The organism is Bradyrhizobium sp. USDA 4011 (assembly GCF_054063415.1).
This window is the reverse complement of record NZ_JBSSGG010000001.1, coordinates 3,606,215-3,628,830: the sequence shown is the minus strand read 5'-3', so window position 1 is coordinate 3,628,830 and position 22,616 is coordinate 3,606,215. Positions and strand designations below refer to the sequence as shown.

Genomic DNA, 22,616 nt, shown 5'->3' with positions numbered 1-22,616 from the left:
CCTACGCGCGCTGCGGGCTGATCTTCCAGGCGATCGCAAGCGTCAACAGCGTCAGACTGCCGCTGATGAGCGCGGCCGTCGGGATCGTCAGGACCAGCGCTGCGGTTGCGGCCCAGCCGATCGAGGAGAAGGCTTCCGCGAAGGTGGCGATGCGGGAGGAGGTCTGGCGCCGGCGGAACTGGCTGCGCTTGGCCTGCGCGCGGAACCAGAGCTGGACCGCGGCGGCGGATCCGGTCGCGACGACGATCGCGATCGCCGTCACCGCGGCCTGCCCCGGCGAGGCGAATGCCAGCGCGGCCACCAGCGGCGCGAAGACGGCCGCGATTGCGATCAGGACGACCTCGAGCTTGGCGCGGGTCACGCGCGACGGCGGCAGCGGCGCGGTCGCCACCAGATCGGGCGCGTCCTCGCCCGAGATGGTCAGCCAGGCCAGCCCGCCGGCGAGCTGGCCTGCGGCCATCACGATGACCGGCGTGATCAGCACGATCGCGGTCGACGTGCCGGAGAAGGTGCGCCACAGCATCAGCGCCGGCGGCAGCAAATAGAGCATCTGCATCAGGCTCTGCGACAGCAGCCAGGGATCGCGGCGCAGCAGCAGAAATTCCTTGCGCCGCAGCGCCTGCTGCCGCGAGCCGGTCCGGAACGCGCGGGCGCGTCCCTGCGTGACCGTCGCCGGATTGGCGGCGACACGTGCGACGGTGTCGGCGAACCGCGGCGCGAACACCGCCATCACGCCGCCGAGCAGCACGAGCGCGGTGGCGAGCAGCAGCATCATGATTTCGAAATCGCCGAGCGATGCGCGCGCCGGCCACCAGACGAGGCTGTCGAGGGCCGGGGCAATTCGTGCCGCGGTATCCGAGGTCAGAAAGGCAAAGCGCGACAGCGTGCCGTAGGACAGCACGGCGACGACCTGCAACGCGATGACGAAGCCGGCGCCGATGACGGCGGAGACGATCTGTGCCACCAGCCGCGTCCGGCCGGGTCCGATCATGCGAAACAGCAACGCGGTGACGGCGATCGCCGCCGCCGCCGCCGACAGCCCGATCGCAAGGACGACGCCGAAGCCGGCAAGCCAGCGTGCACCGCCGAGATACACCAGCACGTCGATGAACGGCGTCGACAGCAAGAGCGCCATGCTGCTCACCGTCAGCGCGATCGCGGCGATCCGGATCGAGAAGATGTTGGTGAGCTTTGCCGGCGACGACATGATCAGGTCGAGATCGGCGCGGGCGTAGAACACCCGCGTCACCGACTCGATCGCCTGCGAGAGCATCAGCGCCCAGGACAGGAAGATCGTCGCGGTCAGCACGATCAGCGAGGAGGGATCGAGCGGAAACCGCAGGTCGACATAGCGGGCGACCACGGCATAGGCCGGCAGATGCAGGATCGCCGCGAAGATCAGCAGGCCGATGGCGGCGCGATTGCGCCGGCGCCGGCCGCCGGTCATCATCGCCAGCCATTCGCGCCACGCTAGGCGGAATTCGTGGCGGGCGAACCAGGTGAGGTGGGCTGTCGAGCTCACGCGGCGGCCGCCTCGGTATCGACCAGCGCGATGAACATGTCCTCGAGGGTGGTGTCGTTGCGGCCGTTCTGCTCGCGCAGCTCGGCCAGCGTGCCCTCGGCGATCAGCCTGCCGGCCGCGATCACGCCGATCCGGTCGGCCATGCGCTCGGCGACCTCGAGAATGTGAGTGGTCATGATCACGGTGCAGCCGGCCCGGACGCGCTCCTGCAGCAGTCCCTTGACGTGACGCGCCGACAGCGCGTCGAGGCCGGTCAGCGGCTCATCGAGAATGATCAGGCGGGGATCGTGCACCAGCGCACCGGCGAGCGCCACCTTCTGGCGCATGCCCTTGGAGAAGCCCTCGCAGCGCTCGTTGAGATGCGGCTCGAGCCCGAGCGACACCAGGAGATTGCGCGCCGACTTCTCCGACGTGCGGGGATCGATGCCCCACAGGCCGGCGACGAATTCGAGATATTCGAGCGGCGTCAGCTTGTCGTAGATCATCGGCTCGTCGGACACCCAGGCCATGATCTGCTTGGCTGAGACCGGGTCGGCCAGCGCATCGATGCCGAGGATCGACACCGAGCCGGCATCGGGCCGCAATAGCCCCGCCACCATGCGCAGCGTCGTGGTCTTTCCGGCGCCGTTCGGTCCGAGCAGCGCATAGAATTCACCGACACGGACGGTGAGATCGAACGCGTCGACCGCCGGGCGGTCAAAACGCTTGGTTAACCCTCGCACGGCGAGTGCGGACAGTTCCGAAGTCATGGTGCGTGGCGATCCGGGAGTTCGCTCGTCGGTTGCGCAAGCTTGGACAAAAACCGTTTCGGTGCAATGAATCGCACGGGGCAAATCGAACGCGATATCCGTATTAGTCCGTGCTGCGGCATTTCTCCGCAAATGTGATGATACAGCCGGATCAGCGGTTTGTTGACAGGGATCGGGCCTTTTGGCTCAATCGGGGCGGACATAGGCAGCTTTCAGCGCTTCCGACACAAGGGCGCGAAGGCGGGATGCAACGAGCGATCGGGAAGAATCGCCGGGCATCGGGGAGGGAACGATGCTGGACTTTGTTCAGCAGCTCGTCAGCGGCATCGCGCTCGGCTGCGTTTACGGCCTGATCGCGCTCGGCTTCGTGCTGGTCTACAAGGCAACCGAGGTCGTCAATTTCGCGCAAGGCGATTTGATGATGCTGGGCGGCTTTTTCGCCTTCACCTTCATCGGCATGCTCGGGCTGAATTACTGGGTCGGCTTCGCCGGCGCGGTGATCTGCATGGCGCTGTTCGGCATGCTGGCCGAGCGGCTGGTGGTGCGGCCGATCCTCGGCTATCCGCAGTTCTCCATCATCATGGCGACGATCGGGCTCGGCTATTTCCTGCGCTCGGTCGCCGGCATGATCTGGGGCACCGACGACTTCAAGATCGAAACGCCGTTCAGCCAGGGCGTCTTGAGGATCGGCAGCCTGGTGCTCGCCTATGACAAATTGTCGGTGATCGCGGCGACCGTCATCCTGTGCGCGCTGCTCTATCTGTTCTTCAACCGCACCATGCTCGGCACCGCGATGCGCGCCAGCTCCGAGAACATGCTGGCTGCCTATTACATGGGCATCCCGGTCAAGCGCGTGGTCTCGATCGTCTGGGCGATCTCGGCGGCGGTGGCGACCTGCGCCGGCGTGCTGCTGGCGCCGATTACCTTCATCCATTCCAATGTCGGCCTGGTGCTGGGTCTGAAGGCGTTTCCGGCCGCGGTGCTCGGCGGCTTCGGCTCGATCCCGGGCGCGGTGGTCGGCGGCGTCCTGATCGGCGTGATCGAAAGCATGGCCGGCTTCTATCTGCCGCAGGGATGGAAGGACGTCGCGCCCTATATCGTGCTGCTCGCGGTGCTGCTGCTCAAGCCCGAGGGCCTGTTTGGCCTTCACGTCCGCAAGAAGGTCTGAGGAGGAAGCATGCGGTTTCTCTTCAAGACCGACTACGAAGACGACATCAGGCTGTTCCCGCATTCCGGCTATATCTATTCCTACGGCCTGCTGCTGGCGGTGCTGCTGATCGCGCCCTACCTGCTCTCAAGCTATCTGATGAGCCAGCTCGTCTTCGTCTGCATCTATGCGACCGTCGGCGTCGGGCTGATGATCCTGACCGGCTTCACCGGGCAGGCCTCGCTCGGCCATGCCGCGTTTCTTGCCATCGGTGCCTACACCGCGGCCTATCTGCAGCAATTCAACGTGCCGTTTCCGGTCTATTTCCTCGCGGCGGGGCTGTTGACCGGCGTGGTCGGCGCGCTGGTCGGATTTCCGGCGTTGCGCCTGCAGGGCATCTATCTCGTGATCGCGACGATCTCGTTTGCCTTCATCGTCGAGGAAATCCTGGCGCGCTGGGAAAGCGTAACCCACGGCAATGAGGGCATGCGGGTCAAGACCATTCAGCTGCTCGGCACCACGGTGTCGCGCGATGGCCCGACCTTCTACTATCTCTGCCTCGCGGTACTGGTGCTGACCATCGTCGGCACGCTCAATCTGCTGCGCTCGCCGACCGGGCGCGCCTTCGTCGCGATCCGCGACAGCGAGACCGCCGCACGCAGCATGGGCATCAACGTCGCGCTCTACAAGGTGAAGTCGTTCGCGATCTCGGCGGCGATCACCGGCTTTGCCGGTGTGCTGTTCGCCCACAAGCTCTCCTTCATCTCGCCCGAGATGTTCACCTTGCAGCTCTCGATCGAGTTCATCATCGTGATCCTGATCGGCGGCACCTTCAGCCTGCACGGCGCGGTGCTCGGCGCGATCTTCCTGGTCATGATCGATCCGTTCCTGACCTACCTGAAGGACGACATGCCTGGCGTGATCGGCGGCGTCGCTGCCACGTTCGGCGCCGGCACGGAACGCGCGGGCCACATCCAGGATGCGGTCGCGGCGTTTGCCTCCGCCAACGGGCTGAAGGGCGCGATCTACGGCATCATCATCGTGGTGTTCGTGCTGTTCGAGCCCTTGGGGCTCTATGGCCGCTGGCTCAAGATCAAGCTCTTCTTCCAGCTGTTCCCGCTGTACAAGCGCGCGACCTTCAAGCGGCAGAAGATCTATGTGAAATCGGAGCGGAACCGATGAGCTATTTCCGCGCCGAGAACCTGTCCCTGCATTTCGGCGGCCTCAAGGCGGTCGATGCCGTCAGCTTCGCGGTCGAGAAGGGCGAGATCCTCTCGATCATCGGACCCAATGGCGCCGGCAAGAGCTCGATCTTCAACCTGATCTCGCGGATCTATCCGCCGACCTCGGGCAAGATCTTCTTCGAGGATCAGGACATCACGCAGGAGCCGGCCTACGACATCGCCAGGCTCGGCATCGCGCGCACCTTCCAGAACATCGAGCTGTTCGAGAATGCGACCGTGCTGAGCAATCTGCTGGTCGGCCGCCACCGCCATTCCACCACCCGGCTCTGGCAGGAGCTCTTGTTCCTGCCGAGCGTCCGGGCCGGCGAGAAGGCGCATCGCCGCCGGGTCGAGCAGGTGATCGAATTCCTCGATCTCGAGCCGTACCGCGACAAGCTGATCTCGGGGCTGCCTTACGGCGTGCGCAAGGTGATCGAGCTGGCGCGCGCGCTGTGCTCGGAGCCGAAGCTGATCCTGCTCGACGAGCCGTCATCCGGCCTCAACGTCGAGGAGACCGACGACATGTCGTTCTGGATCCGCGACATGAAGAGCGAGCTCGGCATCACGGTGCTGATGGTCGAGCACGACATGACGCTGGTCAACCGCGTCTCCGACCGCGTCATCGCGCTGAACTACGGCCGTGTGCTGGCGATGGGCTCGCCGTCCGAGGTGCAGCACCACCCCGACGTCGTCGCAGCGTATCTCGGCGCATGAGGATGATGCCATGAGCGCAGCAGACATCATCCTGAAACTCTCCAACATCGAGAGCTATTACGGGCCGATCATGGCGATCCGCGGCATCAGCCTCGAGGTGCCGCGCGGCCGGATCGTGACGCTGCTCGGCGCCAACGGCGCCGGCAAGACCACGGTCTTGAAGACGATCTCCGGCATCCTCGATCCGCAGAAAGGGTCGATCGAATTCCTCGGCAAGCCGATCCAGCGCATGGAGGCCGACCGGATCGTGCGGCTCGGCCTCAGCCACGTGCCGGAAGGACGCGAGGTGTTTCCGTTCCTGTCGGTGCGCGAGAACCTGATGATGGGCGCCTATCTGCGCAAGGACCGCGACGGTGTGGCGCAGGACCTCGAGCGCGTCTACGGCTATTTTCCACGGCTGAAGGAGCGGCTCGGCCAGCCGGCCGGACAGCTTTCGGGCGGCGAGCAGCAGATGCTTGCGATCGGGCGGGCGCTGATGAACCGGCCGACGCTGCTGCTGCTGGACGAGCCGTCGCTCGGGCTGTCGCCGATCCTGGTGAAGGAGATCTTCACCATCATCCGCCGCGTCAATGAGGAGCAGGGCATGTCGATCCTGCTGGTCGAGCAGAATGCCAAGATCGCGCTGGAGACGGCGCATTACGGCTATGTGCTGGAGATCGGCCGCGTCGTCATGAACGACACCTGCGAGCGGCTGTTGAATTCGCCCGATATCCAGGAGTTCTACCTCGGCGCCAAGGAAGCGGGCGCGCGGGGTGAGCGGCGCTGGAAAAAGAAGAAGACGTGGCGCTGAGCTCAGATCGGCGTTGACGAAGGTTGCCGTCGACTAAAGTTGGCCGAGGAAGGTTTGGCGCTGAGAGCGAGTTGGAGCTAGATTTCGGGCCTGCTTCGCGAACAAGACCGGCATTCGAGCCGGCGGGTGAGGCAAGCGGCAGAGGAGGGAGCGCGCATGGCAGGACCAGCGGTGCTGACGGTTGCCGACACGATCGCGAGGAGCTTTCTGCTCGCGGTGCAAACGCGTGGCGACAGGCCCGCGATCCGCGAGAAGAAGTTCGGCATCTGGCAGCCGACCAGCTGGCGCGAATGGCTGCAGATATCCAGGGACATCGCCTTCGGCCTGCATGCGACCGGCTTCCGTCCCGGCGACGTCGCCTCGATCATCGCCAACGCGGTGCCGGAATGGGTCTATGCCGACATGGGCATCCTGTGCGCCGGCGGCGTGTCCTCCGGCATCTATCCGACCGATTCGGCGGCGCAGGTCGAATACCTCGTCAATGATTCCCGCACGCGGGCGATCTTCGTCGAGGACGAGCAGCAGCTCGACAAGGTGCTGACCTGCCGGTCGCGCTGTCCGACGCTGGAAAAGATCGTCGTGTTCGACATGGAGGGCCTCTCCGGCTTCTCCGATCCGATGGTGCTCTCGCTCGCCGAATTCACAGCGCTCGGCCGCAATCATGCGCAGGGCAACGACGCCCTGTGGGATGAAATGACCGGCAGCCGCACCGCCTCCGATCTCGCGATTTTGGTCTATACGTCGGGCACCACGGGCCCGCCCAAGGGCGCGATGCACTCCAACCGCAGCGTCACGCACCAGATGCGCCACGCCAATGATCTCTACCCCTCGACCGACAGCGAGGAGCGGCTGGTGTTCCTGCCGCTCTGCCATGTCGCCGAGCGGGTCGGCGGTTACTACATCTCGCTCGCGCTGGGTTCGGTGATGAATTTCGCCGAGAGCCCGGAGACGGTACCGGACAATCTGCGCGAGGTGCAGCCGACTGCATTCCTCGCGGTGCCGAGGATCTGGGAGAAGTTCTATTCCGGCATCACCATCGCGCTGAAGGACGCGACCCCGTTCCAGAACTGGATGTACGCCCGGGCGCTTGCGATCGGCAACCGGATGACCGAGTGCCGGCTGGAGGGCGAGACGCCGCCGCTGTCGCTGCGGCTCGCCAACCGCGCGGCCTACTGGCTGGTGTTCCGCAACATCCGCCGCATGCTCGGGCTCGACCGCTGCCGGATCGCACTGACCGGCGCGGCACCGATTTCGCCGGATCTGATCCGCTGGTATCTCGCGCTCGGCATCGACATGCGCGAGGTCTACGGCCAGACCGAGAATTGCGGCGTCGCGACCATGATGCCGGCGGACCGCATCAAGCTCGGCTCGGTGGGCAAGGCCGCGCCCTGGGGCGAGGTGATGATCTGCCCGAAGGGCGAAATCCTGATCAAGGGCGACTTCCTGTTCATGGGCTACCTCAACCAGCCGGAGAAGACCGCCGAGACGATCGACGCGAAAGGCTGGCTGCACACCGGGGATGTCGGCACGATCGACAATGAGGGCTACGTCAAGATTACCGACCGGATGAAGGACATCATCATCACCTCCGGCGGCAAGAACATCACGCCGTCGGAGATCGAGAACCAGCTGAAATTCTCGCCTTACGTCTCCGATGCGGTCGTGATCGGCGACAAGCGGCCGTATCTCACCTGCCTGATCATGATCGATCAGGAGAATGTCGAGAAATACGCCCAGGACCGGGATATCCCCTTCACCAACTACGCGAGCCTGTGCCGTGCCCGCGAGATCCAGGACCTGATCCAGCGCGAGATTGAGGCGGTCAACGCGAAGTTCGCGCGCGTCGAGACCATCAAGAAATTCTACCTGATCGAGCGCCAGCTCACGCCCGAGGACGAGGAGCTGACGCCGACCATGAAGCTGAAGCGCAATTTCGTTAACAAGCGCTACGCGGCCGAGATCGACGCCATGTATGGCGCGCGGGCGGTTGCGTAGCCGGACGACGACGGACGCGGCGAAGGAGCGAGCAGGCCCGACCCTTCGCTCAACATGGGCCATGTAAGGAGGAGACTGCAATGTCGAAATCGCTGAAGGCGCTGGGCCTTGCGGTGAGCGCGCTGGCGCTGACCTGTCTGCCGGCCGCGGCCCAGACCAAGGTCACCAATGAAGGCATCTCGCCGACCGAGATCGTGATCGGAACGCATCAGGATTTGTCCGGCCCGATCAAGGTCTGGGGCGTCCCGGTGTCCAACGGCATGAAGATGGCGGTTGAGGAAATCAACGCCAGCGGCGGCATCAACGGCCGCAAGATCAAGATGATCCTGGAGGACAATGGTTACGACCCGAAGAAGGCCGTGCTGGCCTCGCAGAAGATGGTCGAGCGCGACAAGGTGTTCGCGATGATCGGCCCGATGGGCTCGCCGACCGTGCTCGCCGCGCAGGACATCCTGTTCGATGCCGGCGTGCTGCAGCTGTTCCCGCTGACCGCCGCCGAATTCACCTTCAAGTTCGATCCCGCCAAGCCGCAGGAGCGGCTGAAGTTCAACAACCTGCTGCCCTATGTCGAGAGCACGCGCGCCGCGATCAAATACATGATGGAGTGGAAGAACTTCAAGAAGCCCTGCATCATGCACCAGGACGACGAGTACGGTAAGAACGTGCTCGACGGCTTCACCCAGCAGCTCGCCGCGATGAAGGTGCAGCCGGCCTCGGTCACGAGCTACAAGCGCGGCGCCTCCGACTTCTCGGCGCAGGTCGCCAAGATGAAGTCCGACGGTTGCGACCTCGTCGTGCTCGGCACCGTGATCCGCGAGACCATCGGCGCGATGAACGAGGCGAAGAAGCTCGGCTGGGACGTCACCTTCCTCGGCGCCACGCCGACCAACGTGCTCGAAGTGCCGGCGCTCGGCAAGGAAGCGGTCGAAGGCCTCTACGCCGCTTCGGGCTTCGAGATTCCCTACGAGGACACCGCCAAGGGCAAGGTGAAGGACTGGCTCATCAACTACAAGAAGATGTTCAACAGCGAGGCCAACACGCAGGCGATCATCGGCTACAATGCGGTGATGACCTTCGCCTTCTACGCGCAGAAGGCGGGCAAGGATCTCACCGGCCAGAAGATGCTCGACGCGCTGGAGTCAGGCGACAAGTTCCTCGACATCTTCAACTCGCCGCCGACCAAGTTCTCCAAAACCGATCATCTCGCCAACACCATCACCCAGGTGCAGCAGGTCAAGGGCGGCCGCTGGGTGCTGGTGAAGGATAATTTGATGTTCTGAGGGGCGGTCCACAACTCCGTCATTGCGAGGAGCAGAGCGACGAAGCAATCCATCCCTCCGTGGAGCGATGGATTGCTTCGCTTCGCTCGCAATGACGCAAAGGTAACTTGATTGTCGTGCTCAATTCACCGCCGCCGCCGGCCGCCACGCGGCCTCGGCGACGGGCGGCGCAGCGACATAACGGCTGACGCCGTTCAGGTCGATCACGAAGGTCGGCCGAAAACGCCTGATGTCGGCGTCCTCGATCATCGCCATGCGGCGGTTGTCGAGCGTCAGCCAATGACCGTCGAGCCGCGCCGCGACCACGGCATGGTCCCCGCCGCCGAGCAGGTCATGCATCACGACGATGCGCAAATCTTCCGGCGCGACGCCGGCCTTGCCGAGCGCCACGAATTTCGCGATCGCATAGTCCTCGCAATCGCCGCTGCCGCGGGCAAAGGTGGCGAGCGGCGTGGCCCAGACGTCGGGCTCGCCATACGTCGCGAGATCGCTGCCGGGGCGGATCGCCAGATTGATCGCGCGGTTGATCTCGCCGAAACGGGCGCGGCCGGTGCGCGCGCGACCGGCATCGACGATCGCCAGGAACCGCAGCGCCTCCAGCGACGCACATCCTGCGCGGTCGCGCTCGCAGGCTGCGAGCTGCACCAATTCGTCGGCAAGCTGGCGCTGCACGCCGAGCCATTTGTCGCGCAGGCCGCCGCCGGCAAGCAGGCTGGTCGCCAGGCCGAACGGCTCGGTCGATTTTCTGAGCAGTGTTGCCGGGCCGGGCGAAAGCACCGAGGCGGCATTGAGCTCGGCAATTGGCGCGGCCAAGGCCAGGCCGAAGCCCAGCATGACGGCGCGCAGCGCAAACGAGCGAAGCGAGTTACCCATGTGACACCCCCTGTCCGCTCATCGACGGGTGGATACTGCACCGCGCACGCGACCGGATCGTTTCATGCCGGCAGCATGGCCAACGATCCCTTCGAATCGACTTAAGATGTGGGCAAACCGGGCAGGAGGCTAAACGGCGTGTGGTCCGGGTCCCGAAAACTTTACCGGTTTGTGAAACGAACCGGCGAACCTTTTTCCACCGAAAAACGCCTCATCGTTGCCCTCTGGTTAGCCCGGCCGGTCCGCGCACGGGATAGCTGCGATTTGTAAGCCAGGTCACAGCTTTAGCCGGAAAATTGGGGTCAAATGCCCTCTCGGGGCTGCGGGGAAATAAAGGCAAGTAGAGAAATGCCAGTTAATACCACGAATACGTGGCTCACCACCCATCTTGGCTTAAATCCCATCTCATGGTACCGTCAATTAAGTCAGAACTACACGACTCATGAGAGCGTGAGCCAAGTCACACCCAGTCAAACCGCGCAATCAGAGCACCTTGCGAAAGCACAGGATGGTTTCGCGAAGCTTTATCCGATGATATGCAGACGAAATCATTCGGATATTCTACCAATATTAACCCTCGTGCGGTGATCCGCAGTGAACTTTGTCGAGAAATTCGACGGCCATTTGCCGAATGCGGACGCTTATGCCCGTGGATCGGTGCAAGTCGACAGCGTTTCCGCGCATGCTCCGTCCGGCGCGATCACCGTCGCTGACGGGCAATTGCTGTTCACCGGCGACTTCAAGCGGACCGGGCTCGATCTCGTCATTTCGAAGGACGACCGGGAACTCGTCCTGCACGACTACTTCAAGGGCGAGAAACGCGCGGCCCTGGCGTCGCCTGAAGGCGCGCATCTCACCGGCGACCTCGTCAACGTGCTCACCGGCCACACCCAATATGCCCAGGCCGGCGGCGCGGTGGAACCGGCGAAGGTCATCGGCCACGTCACCAAGCTGGCGGGCAGCGCCACCGCGGTCCGCAACGGCGTCTCGGTCGTCCTCAACCAGGGCGACAACGTCTACAAGGGCGACGTGGTGCAATCCGGCGGCGACTCGACGCTCGGCATCACCTTCATCGACGGCACCGTGTTCGGTCTCGGACCGAATGCCAAGATGGTGCTGAACGAGATGGTCTACGACCCGAACGGGTCGAGCAACTCCTCGCTGATGAGCCTCGTGTCCGGCACGATCTCGTTCGTTGCCGGCGCGACCGCCAAGCATGGCGACATGAAGGTCGATACGCCGGTTGCGACCATGGGCATCCGCGGCACCGCGGTGCTGGTCGAGATCGATTTCGACGTCCAGGGTGCGGGCGGCGTGCCGCCGGCCAAATTCCAGGTGCTGGTCGAGCCCGACGGCTCCACCGGCTCCTACATCCTGTTCGACAAGACGACGCTCAATCCGATCGCAACCGTCGATCAGGCCGGCACCCAGACCATCGTCAACGGCCAGGGCAGCGTCAGCTTCGTGTCGTCGGCGCAACTGTCGACCGATGCGCAGAAGCTGATCTCCGATGTCTTCGCGCTGAAGTTCACCGACAATTCGAATCCCAACACCAAGCTCACGACGAACTTCACGGACAGCGTCATCCCGGTCACGATCGGCTTCAAGCTCGCGGCCGGCGATGCCATCGTGCCGATCAGCTTTCTGCTGGGGTTGACCAACAATCCCGGATCGCAGCCCGCTCCCATCAAGTCCGACCACATTGCCGGGGCGCCGCATGTCGTGACCCAGAATGGGGCGATCACCGAACAGGCGGGGCTGACCCACAGCGCGCTGCCCGACACGGTGAAAGGCCAGATCACCTGGGTGGACGTCAATCTCGGCGACAAGCCGACTGCAACCGTCAACTTCAGCACGTTCAGCTACCGCGATGCCGGCGGCAACGACGTCACCTCGTCGCTGACGGCGGCGGAACAGGCGGCGATCGCGGCCGTCGAGGTCCCGGTACTGCTCGACCCCAATCCGCTGAACAGCAACATCGGCTCGGCGACATGGACCTACAGCCTTGCCGACGGCGCCTTCGACTTCCTCGCCGCCGGCGAAACGCTGACGCTGACCTACATGGTGCGCGTCGATAACAACTACGCGCCGAGCAACGAGACCGCATTCAAGACCATCACGATCACGATCACCGGCACCAACGACACGCCGGTCGTGACGTCCCCGGCGCAGGCCGGTTCGATCACCGAGCTGCCATGGACGACGAATTCCGCCTCGCCCGATACGGCGCATGGCACGGTGACGTTTACCGATGCGGATTTGACCGACACGCACACGGTCGCCATCACCGGCGTCACCGCGACCGGCTTCACGGGCGGAATTCCCAACCAGGCCACCATGCTGAGCTGGCTGTCGCTGGGCACACTGACCGATTCGACCGACGGCGTGATAGGATCGCGCTCCTGGACGTTCTCGGCCGCCGACAAGAGTTTCGACTATCTCGCCGCCGGCGAGACGCTGACGCTGATCTACACCGTCCAGATCGACGACCATCATGGCGGCGTCGTCACGGTCCCCGTCACGATCACGATCGCCGGCACCGACGACAAGCCGGTGATCACCTCGCCGACCCAGGCGGCGGCCATCACCGAGGCCGAGGGCGTGACCAGTTCGGCGAATCCGGACAGCGCGTCCGGCACCGTGACCTTCACCGATGCCGATCTCAGCGATACCCACAGCGTCACCGTGGCCGGTGTTACCGAAACGGGCGTGACCACCGGGCTCCCCGATCAGGCGACGATCCTGAGCTGGCTGTCGCTCGGCACGTTGAAGGATACGACCGGCGGCGTCACCGGATCCAATGCCTGGACGTTCTCGGCCGCCGACAAGAATTTCGACTATCTGGCGGCCGGCGAGAAGCTGACGCTGACCTACCTGATCCAGGTCGACGACCACCACGGCGGCGTCGTCACCCAGCCCGTCACGATCACCATCACGGGCACCAACGACACCCCGACATTCACATCGGAACCGTCGACCACCTCGATCCCCGAGGCGATCGGCGAGACCGGCTCGACCAAGCCGGACGTGGCCCAAGGCGTGGTGGCGTTCGCCGACGTCGATCTCAGCGATACTCACACCGTATCCATCACCGGCGTGACCGAATCCGGGGCGACCGCGGGCCTGCCCGAGGACCAGTCCACCATCCTGAACTGGCTGTCGCTGGGGACGCTCACGGATTCGACCGGCCATGTGAATGGATCGCAGGCCTGGACCTTCTCGGCCGCGGACCAGAATTTCGACTATCTCGCCGCCGGCGAGACGCTGACGCTGACCTATACGATCCAGATCGACGACCATCACGGCGGCGTCATCACCACGCCCGTGACGATCACGATCGACGGCGCCAACGACGCGCCGACGCTGGCTGACGTCAACGCCGGCACGCTCACCGATACCGCTGCTGACGACACGTTCAGCCCGCTCACCGGAGCGCTGCACGGCCATGACGTCGACGATGGCGAGACCGCGACGCTGACCTATGCCGCCCTCAATGCGAACCACGTCGCGGTCAACTCGCCGATCGCGGGCCTCTACGGCTCGCTCACGGTCAACCCGGACGGTACCTACAGCTACGTTCCCGACGCCGCCGCGATCAACGCGCTGGCCAAAGGCACCTATGCCGATACGTTCACCGTCGAGACCATCGATGCGCATGGCGCGACCGGGACTGCGACGCTGACGGTCGATGTCGTCGGCGCCAACGACGCGCCGGTGATCCATGCCGACAACATCAGCATTACCGACAATCCCAATGGGACCGAAACGATCTCCGGCCTGACCGTGACGGATGTCGATGCCGGCGCCAACGAGAACTTCACCCTGGCGGCCGCGACGAACCCCGGTTCGGGCAGCAGCGTCGCGCCGACGGTGCTGCTCGGCCATCTGCCGGATATCAACACCGCACTCGGGTCGCCGGGCCTTGTCTACGACCCGGGCCAGACGCCGCCGGCGACCGACAAGATCGCGCTCTCCGTGACCGACGGCCATGGCGCGAGCGATACGGTCAACCTGATCTTCAACGTCCAGCAAAATCCGTCTCAGCCGGTGACGCTGACGGGCACCGGCGACAAGGACGTGTTCTTCGGATCGGGCTATCAGGACAAGTTCGTGTTTGCGCCGAACTTCAATCACGACACGATCCTGAACTTCACGCCGGGCCAGGACCAGATCGACCTGTCCACCGTCGTCTCGACGAGCACCTTCAGCAGCTGGTTCGATCAGAATGTGACGACGTCGCCGACGAATTCGGCGGATACGCTGATCACGGTCGACAGTGCGGACACAATCACGTTGCACAACATCTCGAAGGCGAGTCTGTCCCAGAACGACTTCATCATTCATTATACGTGATGAGCGCCGCCCTCCCGAAAAGCCGGCCTAATCCTGCATTGCCCGACGTCTGCTCGATTGGAACTCCTCTCCGCGCGTGATATCCAGATGGCATGAAACGGCTGAAGGCGATACGAAGGTGGTTCGGACGGCGCTTCGGCTATGCGCGGCTGGCCTGCGTGGCGCTGTTGATCGGCATTGCCGCGCTGCGGATGGCGGATCCGGGCCCGGTTCAGGAGCTTCGCGTCAGGACGTTCGACACGTTCCAGGTGATCGAGCCGCGCCAGAAGACCGCGCGGCCCGTCACCATCGTCGATATCGACGAGAAGAGCCTCGCTGATCCCCGGCTTGGCCAATGGCCGTGGCCGCGGACGCGGCTCGCCGACATCGTCGTCAATCTCACCCGGCTCGGCGCCGTGGTGATCGCGTTCGACGCGGTGTTCTCCGAGCCTGATCGTCTCAACCCCGATATCGCGGCCGATACGTTCAGCAGCCTGGATGAGGAGATGCGCGCCAGGCTGCGGCAGCTGCCGAGCAACGACAGCATCCTGGCCGACGCGATCAGGAATTCGCGTGTGGTGCTCGGCGAGTCCGGCGGCCCCAACGTGCGCGCCGACCTCAACGAAAAGCTGCCGGTCACCGGGCTTGCGATGCTCGGCGAGGAGCCGCAGAGCTTCATGTTCCAGTTTCCGGGATTGTTGCGCAACGTGCCGGTGCTCGAGGAGGCCGCGGCCGGGCGAGGCCTGTTCACGATCAGGCCGGAACGCGACGGCATCGTCAGGCGGGTGCCGATGATGATGGTCGCGCAGGGCATCACCATGCCGTCGCTGACCTTCGAAATGCTGCGGGTGGCGGGCGGCTCGGGCACGATCCTGATCAAGGCCGACAAGGCCGGCATCAAGAGCCTCGGTATCAAGGGCTTTGCGATCCCGACCGATCTCCACGGCCAGCTCTGGATCCACTATGCGCGGCGTGACCCCTCGATCTACGTCTCGGCCGTCGACGTGCTGGACGGGCGGGTGCCGCCGGACAGGATCGCCGGCAAGCTGATTCTGATCGGCACCTCCTCGGTCGGGCTCAACGACATCAAGACCACGCCGGTGACGCCGGCGATGCCCGGTGTCGAGGTTCATGCCCAGGTGCTGGAGAGCGCACTGACCGGTGACGTGGTTTCGCAACCGAACTACGGCATCGGCATCGAGTTCTTCGCTGCGCTGATCATGGGGCTCCTGGTCATTGCCTTCGCGCCGAAGTTTGGTCCGGTCACGCTGGTCGTCGTCGGCGGGTTGTTTGCCTCGGTTCTGATCGGCACCTCCTGGTATTTCTACTCCCAGCACCGGCTCCTGATCGACTTCACCTATCCGCTGATGTCGACCACGGCGATCTATCTCACGCTGATCTTCTCCGCCTTCGTGCGCGAACAGCAGCAGCGCCGGCAGATCAGGTCGCAATTCGTGCAGTACATGTCGCCCGCGCTGGTCGAGCAGTTGGCGCAGGCGCCGGAGCGGCTCGTGCTCGGCGGCGAAGAGCGCGAGATGACCATCATGTTTTCGGACATGCGCGGCTTCACCACGATCTCGGAAACCTACAAGCGCGATCCGCAGGGCCTCACGGCGCTGATGAACCGTATCCTCACCCCGCTTTCCAACGCGATCCTTGCTCGCAAGGGCACCATCGACAAGTATATGGGCGACGCCATCATGGCGTTCTGGAACGCGCCGCTCGACGACAAGCAGCACCAGCTCAACGCCTGCGACGCCGCGCTCGACATGTTGGAACGCGTCGACGACCTCAACCGTGAGCGCGAGCGGGAGGCAAAGGAGGGCGGCCACATCTATGTGCCGCTCAACATCGGGGTCGGTCTCAACACCGGCACCTGCGTGGTCGGCAATATGGGCTCCGACGTGCGCTTCGACTATTCGGTGTTCGGCGACAGCGTCAATCTGGCCTCGCGGCTGGAGGGGCAGTCCAAGGAGTACGGCTTCCCGATCATCGTTGGATCGAAGACTGCGCTCGCGGTGAAGGAGAAGTTCGCGATCCTCGAACTCGACTTCATCATGGTGAAGGGCAAGAAGGAGCCCGAGGTGATCTATGCGATCGCAGGCCGCGAGGACGTGGCCCGTTCCGGCCGCTTCCAGCGGCTGCGCAACCTGACCATCGAAATGCTCGCCTGCTATCGCAGCCGCGATTGGGGCGGTGCGCTCGCCGCGATCGAGCGCGGCCGCAAGACCGACGAGGCGCAGACGCTGCAATATCTCTACCGCCTCTACGAGGCGCGCATCCGCGCCTTCCAGAGGGAGCCGCCGCCGGACGATTGGGACGGCGCCTTCGCGTTGACGACGAAATAGGCGACGCACATTCGATGTCGTCCCGGCCTGGCGCGCAATTGCGCACTAGCCGGGCCGACGAGAGATCTACTCCAGTCCGATCTGCGTTAGATCCTGGAACCAGTGCTGCGCCTGCACGAAGGTTTTCACCTTCGGCGACAGCGCGTGCGGATTGGTGTCGTGCACCACCCACACCAGCGCGGCATCGTCGACGATCAGCGCGTGCGCCTGCGCCAGCAGCGCATCCTGTTTTGCGCTGTCGAACGTCTGTTTGGCCTCGTCGATCAGCGCGTCGACCTTCGGATTCTTGTAGCCGCCCCAGTTGACGCCTGTCGGCGCCACTTGGCCGGAATGGAAGAACCGCACGATCGCGTAGAGCGGGTCCGAGGTGACATAGGCGATGTTGTTGGCGGTGATGCCGGCGTTCATCTCGTCGGCCGCGCCCTTGCGCCAGTGCGAATAGAGTGTCTCGAGCTCGACCACCTTGAAGTCGATGTCGATGCCGATCTCCTTGAAGCTCTGCTGCAGGAATTCGTTCATCGGCAGCGACAGCATCTGCCCGGTGCCGCCCTGGGCGATGATGAAGGTCGTCTTCAGCGGCTTGTCCTTGGAATAGCCGGCTTCCTCCACCAGCTTCTTGGCCGCGGCGAGGTCGTACTTCAACTCGAAGCTCGGCTTGCCGAACCACGGGCTCGACGGGTCGACCTGGCCCTTGGCCGGCTTGGCGAGGCCGTTCATCAGGCCAACCACCGCATCGCGGTCGATCGCGAGGTTGAGCGCCTTGCGCAGGCGGATATCGGTCCAGGGCGAGCCCGGCAGCACGCTCAAATGATAATTCCAGACATGCGGCGTAACGTTGTCGACGATCCTCATGCCGGCGGCCTTGAGCTGCGGCACGGCGTCCGGCGCCGGCGTTTCGATCAGGTCGACCTGACCGGCCAGCAGCGCGTTGGTGCGGGTCAACGCCTCCGGCATCGGGATCAGGATCATCTTGTCGACCTTCGCCAGCCGCTTCTTGTCCCAATAGTCCGGGTTCCTGGTCAGCTCGGCGAGCTCGCGCGGCACCAGCTTGGTCAGCTTGAACGGGCCGGTGCCGGAGGGCTGGCTGGCGAACTTGTCCCAGTCCCTGCCGAGCTTCTCATATTGCGCGGGGCTCGAGACCAGGAACCAGAGCATCTGGTAGGGGAAGAAGGAGTCGACCGTCTTGGTCGTGATCTCGACGGTCTGGTCGTCGATCTTGGCGTAGCTTGCGACCGAGGGTAGCCGGGTCTTGACCTGCGCGCTCTGCCGCTTGTCGAATTGCGGTGCCTTGTCGTTCAGCACCTTGTCGAGATTCCAGATCACCGCGTCGGCGTTGAAGTCGCTGCCGTCGTGGAATTTGACGCCCTTGCGCAGGGTGAAGCGCCACTTGGTCTTGTCGCTATCGTCGACCTTCCATTCGGTCGCAAGCCCGGGCACCAGTTTGCCGGGCCGGTCGGCCACGTCCATCTCCCAGGCCACCAGCGGATCGTAGATCGTGTAGGCCGTGAACTGATAGGCGCCGGCCCCGCGATCGGGCTGGCCGGTCGTCAGCGGAATGTCGGCCATCGAAATGCCGTAGCGCACAATGGACTCTGCTCGCGCTGAGATGGCCGGCCAGCCCGCGGTCAGGGCGAGCGCCATTGCCGCCGTCAGGATCGAATTGCGCGCGCGCATATGAAGGCTCCGTTGGTGGGAAGTCGGGGCCAGATCCTGCAAGCATGATGCCAGAATAGGCATCTTCGCACGGTTCAGGCGCGAGGTGGGAAGAAATGACGCGCCCAGCGGTTATTTGCTGAAGAACTATTCCCCTTGGCACAGGCATTGCATACGCTTGCTCAAGAAATAATCACTAAAACGTCACCAGACTTCGAAGGGGTTGCTCAGATGCGTAACAGGAAGACCAATGCGACGGCGATCATGCTGGCGCTTGCGATCGCCAATTGTGTGCCGGCGATCGCCAGCGCCGAGACCGTGCTGCGCATTGGCATGACGGCTGCCGATATTCCGCGCACGCTCGGGCAGCCCGACCAGGGTTTTGAGGGCAACCGCTTCACCGGGCTCACGATGTATGACGCACTGACGATGTGGGACCTGTCCTCGTCGGACAAGGCGAGCGCGATGATTCCGGGCCTTGCGACCGAGTGGAAGGTCGACGATGCCGACAAGACCAAGTGGGTCTTCAAGCTGCGTCCCGGCGTCAGCTTTCACGACGGCTCGCCGTTCAATGCCGATGCGGTGGTCTGGAACGTCGACAAGGTGCTGAAGCAGGACGCGCCACAATACGATGCGAGCCAGGTCGGTGTCACCGCCTCGCGCATGCCGACCTTGGTTTCGGCGCGCAAGATCGACGACATGACGGTGGAGCTGACCACCAAGGAGCCGGACAGCTTCCTGCCGATCAACCTCACCAATCTGTTCATGGCGAGCCCGGCCAAGTGGCAGCAATTCTACGACAAGGCCGAAGGTGCCGATGCCAAGGCGAAGTCGCAGGCCGCATGGGCCGCGTTCGCCAAGGACGCTTCGGGCACCGGCCCGTGGAAGATGTCGAGCTTCACCCCGCGCGAGCGGCTCGAGCTGGTGAAGAACGAGAATTACTGGGACAAGGCCCGCGTGCCGAAGACCGACAAGATGGTGCTGTTGCCAATGCCCGAGGCCAATGCGCGCACTGCGGCGCTGCTGTCGGGCCAGGTCAACTGGATCGAGGCGCCGGCGCCCGACGCACTGCCCGAGATCAAGCAGCGTGGCTTCAATCTCTATTCCAACGAGGAGCCGCATGTCTGGCCGTGGCAGTTCTCCCGCGTCGAAGGATCGCCGTGGAATGACATCCGGGTCCGCAAGGCCGCCAATCTCTGCGTTGATCGCGAAGGGCTACGTGACGGCCTGCTCGCGGGGCTGATGGTGCCGGCCACCGGCACGTTCGAGCCCGGCCATCCCTGGCGCGGCAACCCGACCTTCCAGATCAAATACGACAAGCCGGCCGCGCAGAAGCTGATGCAGGAGGCGGGCTTCGGTCCGAACAAGAAGTTGACGGTCAAGATCCAGACCTCGGCGTCGGGCTCGGGCCAGATGCTGCCGCTGCCGATGAACGAGTATCTGCAACAGGCCTTGGCCGAGTGCTACTTCGATGTGCAGCTCGACGTCATCGAGTGGAATACGCTGTTCACCAACTGGCGGCGCGGCGCCAAGGATCCGTCGGCCAACGGATCGAACGCGACCAACGTCACCTATGCGGCGATGGATCCGTTCTTCGCGCTGGTGCGCTTCCTGCAGTCGGGCATGGCGCCGCCGGTCTCGAACAATTGGGGCTTCATCAACAATCCGAAGTTCGATGAGCTGGTGAAGAAGGCTCGCCAGACCTTCGAACCGGCAGCGCGCGACGCCGCGCTTGCCGAACTGCACGCCGCCTCGGTCGACGATGCGGCGTTCCTGTACGTCGCTCACGACGTTGCGCCGCGCGCGATGAGCCCGAAGGTCAAGGGCTTTGTGCAGCCGAAGAGCTGGTTCGTCGACTTCTCGCCGGTCTCGGTCGTGCCGTGAGATAGCGCGCGACGCTTTTAGGTACCCTCTCCCCTTGTGGGAGAGGGTGGTTTCGCGACAGCGAAGCCGGGTGAGGGTTGTCTCCGCGGACGCTCCTCGCCGAAAATGAAATGACTGTATCCGCGGATAGAACCCTCATCCGGCGCGCTCTGCGCGCCACCTTCTCCCACAAGGGGAGAAGGAAGAAAGAACGCAACGTGCTCGCCTATACGTCCAGACGGATCGTCTACGTCATTCCGATCGTGCTCAGCGTTGCGCTGGTGTGCTTCCTCTTGGTGCACATCACGCCCGGCGATCCGCTGGTCGCGGTGCTGCCGGCCGATGCCTCGCAGGAGCTCGCCGCGCAGTTGCGCAGCGCCTACGGCTTCGATCGCCCGCTACCGGTACAATTCGGTCTGTGGCTGTGGCGCGCGATCCATGGCGACCTCGGCAATTCGATCGCCACCGGGCGGCCGGTGCTGTCGGAAGTGATGCGCGCGGTCGGCAACACCGTGATGCTGGCGATTGCGGCCGCGATGATCGGCTTCACGCTCGGCCTGCTGTTCGGGCTGATCGCCGGCTATTTTCGCGACACCTGGGTCGACAAGGTCGCGACGTCGGTTGCCATCGCCGGCGTCTCGCTGCCGCACTACTGGCTCGGCATGGTGCTGGTCATCATCTTCTCGGTGCAGCTCAACTGGCTGCCGGCGGTCGGTGCCGGTCCCGGCGGCTCCGGCGCCTGGGCGTGGGACTGGGAGCACCTGCGCTATCTGGTGCTGCCCGCGATCACCACCTCGGTGATCCCGATGGGCATCGTCACGCGCACGGTGCGCGCGCTGACCGGCGACATCCTGAGCCAGGATTTTGTCGAGGCGCTGCGCGCCAAGGGCCTGCGCGAGACCGGGGTATTTCGTCACGTCATCAAGAACGCGGCGCCGACTGCGCTTGCGGTGATGGGTCTGCAACTCGGCTACATGCTCGGCGGCTCGATCCTGATCGAGACCGTATTCTCCTGGCCGGGCTCGGGCCTGTTGTTGAACTCCGCGATCTTCCAGCGCGATCTGCCGTTGCTGCAGGGCACGATCCTGGTGCTGGCGCTGTTCTTCGTGCTGCTCAATCTCCTGGTCGACATCGCGCAGGCCGCGATCGATCCGCGCATCAAGCGGAGTTAGAGCATGATCCGGAAAAGTGGAGACCGGTTTTCCGCGAAGATCATGCTCCAACCAAGAGTCTTCCCATGAGTGCGATGTCAGATACTGCATTGCAGGCCGCCCCCGCGACAAAGGCACGCGGCTACTGGGCGACGGTTGGGCGCCGCATCAGGCGCGACAAGGTCAGCATGGCCTGCGCTATCATCCTGGTTCTGATCTTTGCCTCCGCGCTGCTGGCGCCATGGCTGCATCTCGCCGATCCCTATCAGGGCTCGATGATCCGCCGTCTCCGTCACATCGGCACGCCAGGCTATCCGCTCGGCACCGACGAACTCGGCCGCGACATGCTGGCGCGGCTGATCTATGGCGGACGGCTGTCGCTGGTCATCGGCATCCTGCCGGTGATCCTCGCCTTCATGATCGGCACCTCGCTCGGCCTCGTCGCCGGTTACGTCGGCGGCAAGCTCAACACCGCGATCATGCGCACCGTTGACGTGTTCTACGCCTTCCCATCGGTGTTGCTGGCGATCGCGATCTCGGGTGCGCTCGGCGCCGGCATCGCCAATTCGATCGTATCGCTGACCATCGTGTTCGTGCCGCAGATCACCCGCGTCGCCGAAAGCGTCACCACCGGCGTCCGCAACATGGACTTCGTCGAGGCGGCGCGCGCGTCTGGCGCCGGTCCGTTCACCATCATGCGCGTCCACATGCTCGGCAATGTGCTGGGCCCGATCTTCGTCTACGCCACCGGCCTGATCTCGGTGTCGATGATCCTGGCCGCTGGCCTCTCGTTCCTCGGGCTCGGCACCAAGCCGCCGGAGCCGGAATGGGGCTTGATGCTGAACACGCTGCGTACCGCGATCTATGTCAACCCGTGGGTCGCGGCGCTGCCGGGTGCGATGATCTTCGCGGTCTCGATCTGCTTCAATCTGCTCAGCGACGGCATGCGCAGCGCCATGGACATCAGGAACTAAGG

The 22,616-nt window shown here is 64.1% G+C and carries 15 protein-coding genes; 11 read left to right on the top strand and 4 right to left on the bottom strand.

Annotated features, from left to right (window positions below):
• Position 1 precedes the first annotated feature (1 nt).
• Together ACVW1C_RS16935 and ACVW1C_RS16930 are read right to left on the bottom strand one after the other, a co-directional pair.
• Positions 2-1,522 carry a permease gene (locus tag ACVW1C_RS16935; protein ID WP_456759396.1) on the bottom strand — a complete coding sequence of 507 codons (1,521 nt, stop codon included), beginning with the start codon at positions 1,520-1,522 and terminating at the stop codon, positions 2-4.
• A complete protein-coding gene (locus ACVW1C_RS16930) occupies positions 1,519-2,271 on the bottom strand; it encodes an ABC transporter ATP-binding protein (RefSeq protein WP_456759395.1) in 753 nt (250 codons plus the stop codon). Before ACVW1C_RS16930 ends, ACVW1C_RS16935 begins: the two co-directional genes overlap by 4 nt.
• 292 nt (positions 2,272-2,563) lie before the next feature.
• Here ACVW1C_RS16930 and ACVW1C_RS16925 point away from each other — a divergent pair, with 292 nt between their 5' ends.
• From ACVW1C_RS16925 to ACVW1C_RS16900, 6 genes are all read left to right on the top strand, one after another.
• Complete coding sequence (locus ACVW1C_RS16925; protein ID WP_456759394.1) at positions 2,564-3,439, top strand: branched-chain amino acid ABC transporter permease; 876 nt, start codon at positions 2,564-2,566, stop codon at positions 3,437-3,439.
• A gap of 9 nt (positions 3,440-3,448) precedes the next feature.
• The gene (locus ACVW1C_RS16920; RefSeq protein WP_456759393.1) at positions 3,449-4,600 is read left to right on the top strand and encodes a branched-chain amino acid ABC transporter permease; all 1,152 of its coding nucleotides are present in this window, start codon (positions 3,449-3,451) and stop codon (positions 4,598-4,600) included.
• Positions 4,597-5,355 (top strand): ABC transporter ATP-binding protein, encoded by a 759-nt coding sequence (locus ACVW1C_RS16915; protein WP_456759392.1) that lies wholly within the window; start codon positions 4,597-4,599, stop codon positions 5,353-5,355. The genes ACVW1C_RS16920 and ACVW1C_RS16915 overlap by 4 nt, the downstream gene beginning before the upstream one ends.
• 10 nt (positions 5,356-5,365) lie before the next feature.
• Complete coding sequence (locus ACVW1C_RS16910) at positions 5,366-6,145, top strand: ABC transporter ATP-binding protein (protein WP_173640269.1); 780 nt, start codon at positions 5,366-5,368, stop codon at positions 6,143-6,145.
• Between the two features lie 156 nt (positions 6,146-6,301).
• On the top strand, positions 6,302-8,140 hold the full coding sequence (locus tag ACVW1C_RS16905) for an AMP-dependent synthetase/ligase (RefSeq protein ID WP_456759391.1): 1,839 nt from the start codon (positions 6,302-6,304) through the stop codon (positions 8,138-8,140).
• An 80-nt stretch (positions 8,141-8,220) separates the two neighbouring features.
• Complete coding sequence (locus tag ACVW1C_RS16900; RefSeq protein WP_456759390.1) at positions 8,221-9,420, top strand: ABC transporter substrate-binding protein; 1,200 nt, start codon at positions 8,221-8,223, stop codon at positions 9,418-9,420.
• A gap of 120 nt (positions 9,421-9,540) precedes the next feature.
• Here the strand turns inward: ACVW1C_RS16900 and ACVW1C_RS16895 are convergent, their stop codons facing one another.
• Positions 9,541-10,293 carry a transglutaminase-like cysteine peptidase gene (locus ACVW1C_RS16895; protein ID WP_456759389.1) on the bottom strand — a complete coding sequence of 251 codons (753 nt, stop codon included), beginning with the start codon at positions 10,291-10,293 and terminating at the stop codon, positions 9,541-9,543.
• A gap of 594 nt (positions 10,294-10,887) precedes the next feature.
• On the opposite strand from ACVW1C_RS16895, the gene ACVW1C_RS16890 reads away from it, so the two are divergent.
• Together ACVW1C_RS16890 and ACVW1C_RS16885 are read left to right on the top strand one after the other, a co-directional pair.
• Positions 10,888-14,646: a VCBS domain-containing protein gene (locus tag ACVW1C_RS16890; RefSeq protein WP_456759388.1), complete on the top strand. Its 3,759-nt coding sequence runs from the start codon at positions 10,888-10,890 to the stop codon at positions 14,644-14,646.
• A gap of 92 nt (positions 14,647-14,738) precedes the next feature.
• Entirely contained in the window at positions 14,739-16,973 is a 2,235-nt protein-coding gene (locus tag ACVW1C_RS16885) for a CHASE2 domain-containing protein (RefSeq protein WP_456759387.1), read from the top strand.
• A 66-nt stretch (positions 16,974-17,039) separates the two neighbouring features.
• Here the strand turns inward: ACVW1C_RS16885 and ACVW1C_RS16880 are convergent, their stop codons facing one another.
• Positions 17,040-18,647, bottom strand: coding sequence for an ABC transporter substrate-binding protein (locus tag ACVW1C_RS16880; RefSeq protein WP_456759386.1), 1,608 nt, complete (start codon positions 18,645-18,647; stop codon positions 17,040-17,042).
• A gap of 210 nt (positions 18,648-18,857) precedes the next feature.
• Here ACVW1C_RS16880 and ACVW1C_RS16875 point away from each other — a divergent pair, with 210 nt between their 5' ends.
• From ACVW1C_RS16875 to ACVW1C_RS16865, 3 genes are all read left to right on the top strand, one after another.
• Positions 18,858-20,510, top strand: a complete 1,653-nt coding sequence (locus ACVW1C_RS16875) for an ABC transporter substrate-binding protein (RefSeq protein ID WP_176528671.1) — start codon at positions 18,858-18,860, stop codon at positions 20,508-20,510.
• A gap of 197 nt (positions 20,511-20,707) precedes the next feature.
• A complete protein-coding gene (locus ACVW1C_RS16870; RefSeq protein ID WP_176528672.1) occupies positions 20,708-21,661 on the top strand; it encodes an ABC transporter permease in 954 nt (317 codons plus the stop codon).
• A gap of 74 nt (positions 21,662-21,735) precedes the next feature.
• Positions 21,736-22,614: an ABC transporter permease gene (locus ACVW1C_RS16865; protein ID WP_456763104.1), complete on the top strand. Its 879-nt coding sequence runs from the start codon at positions 21,736-21,738 to the stop codon at positions 22,612-22,614.
• Positions 22,615-22,616 lie beyond the last annotated feature (2 nt).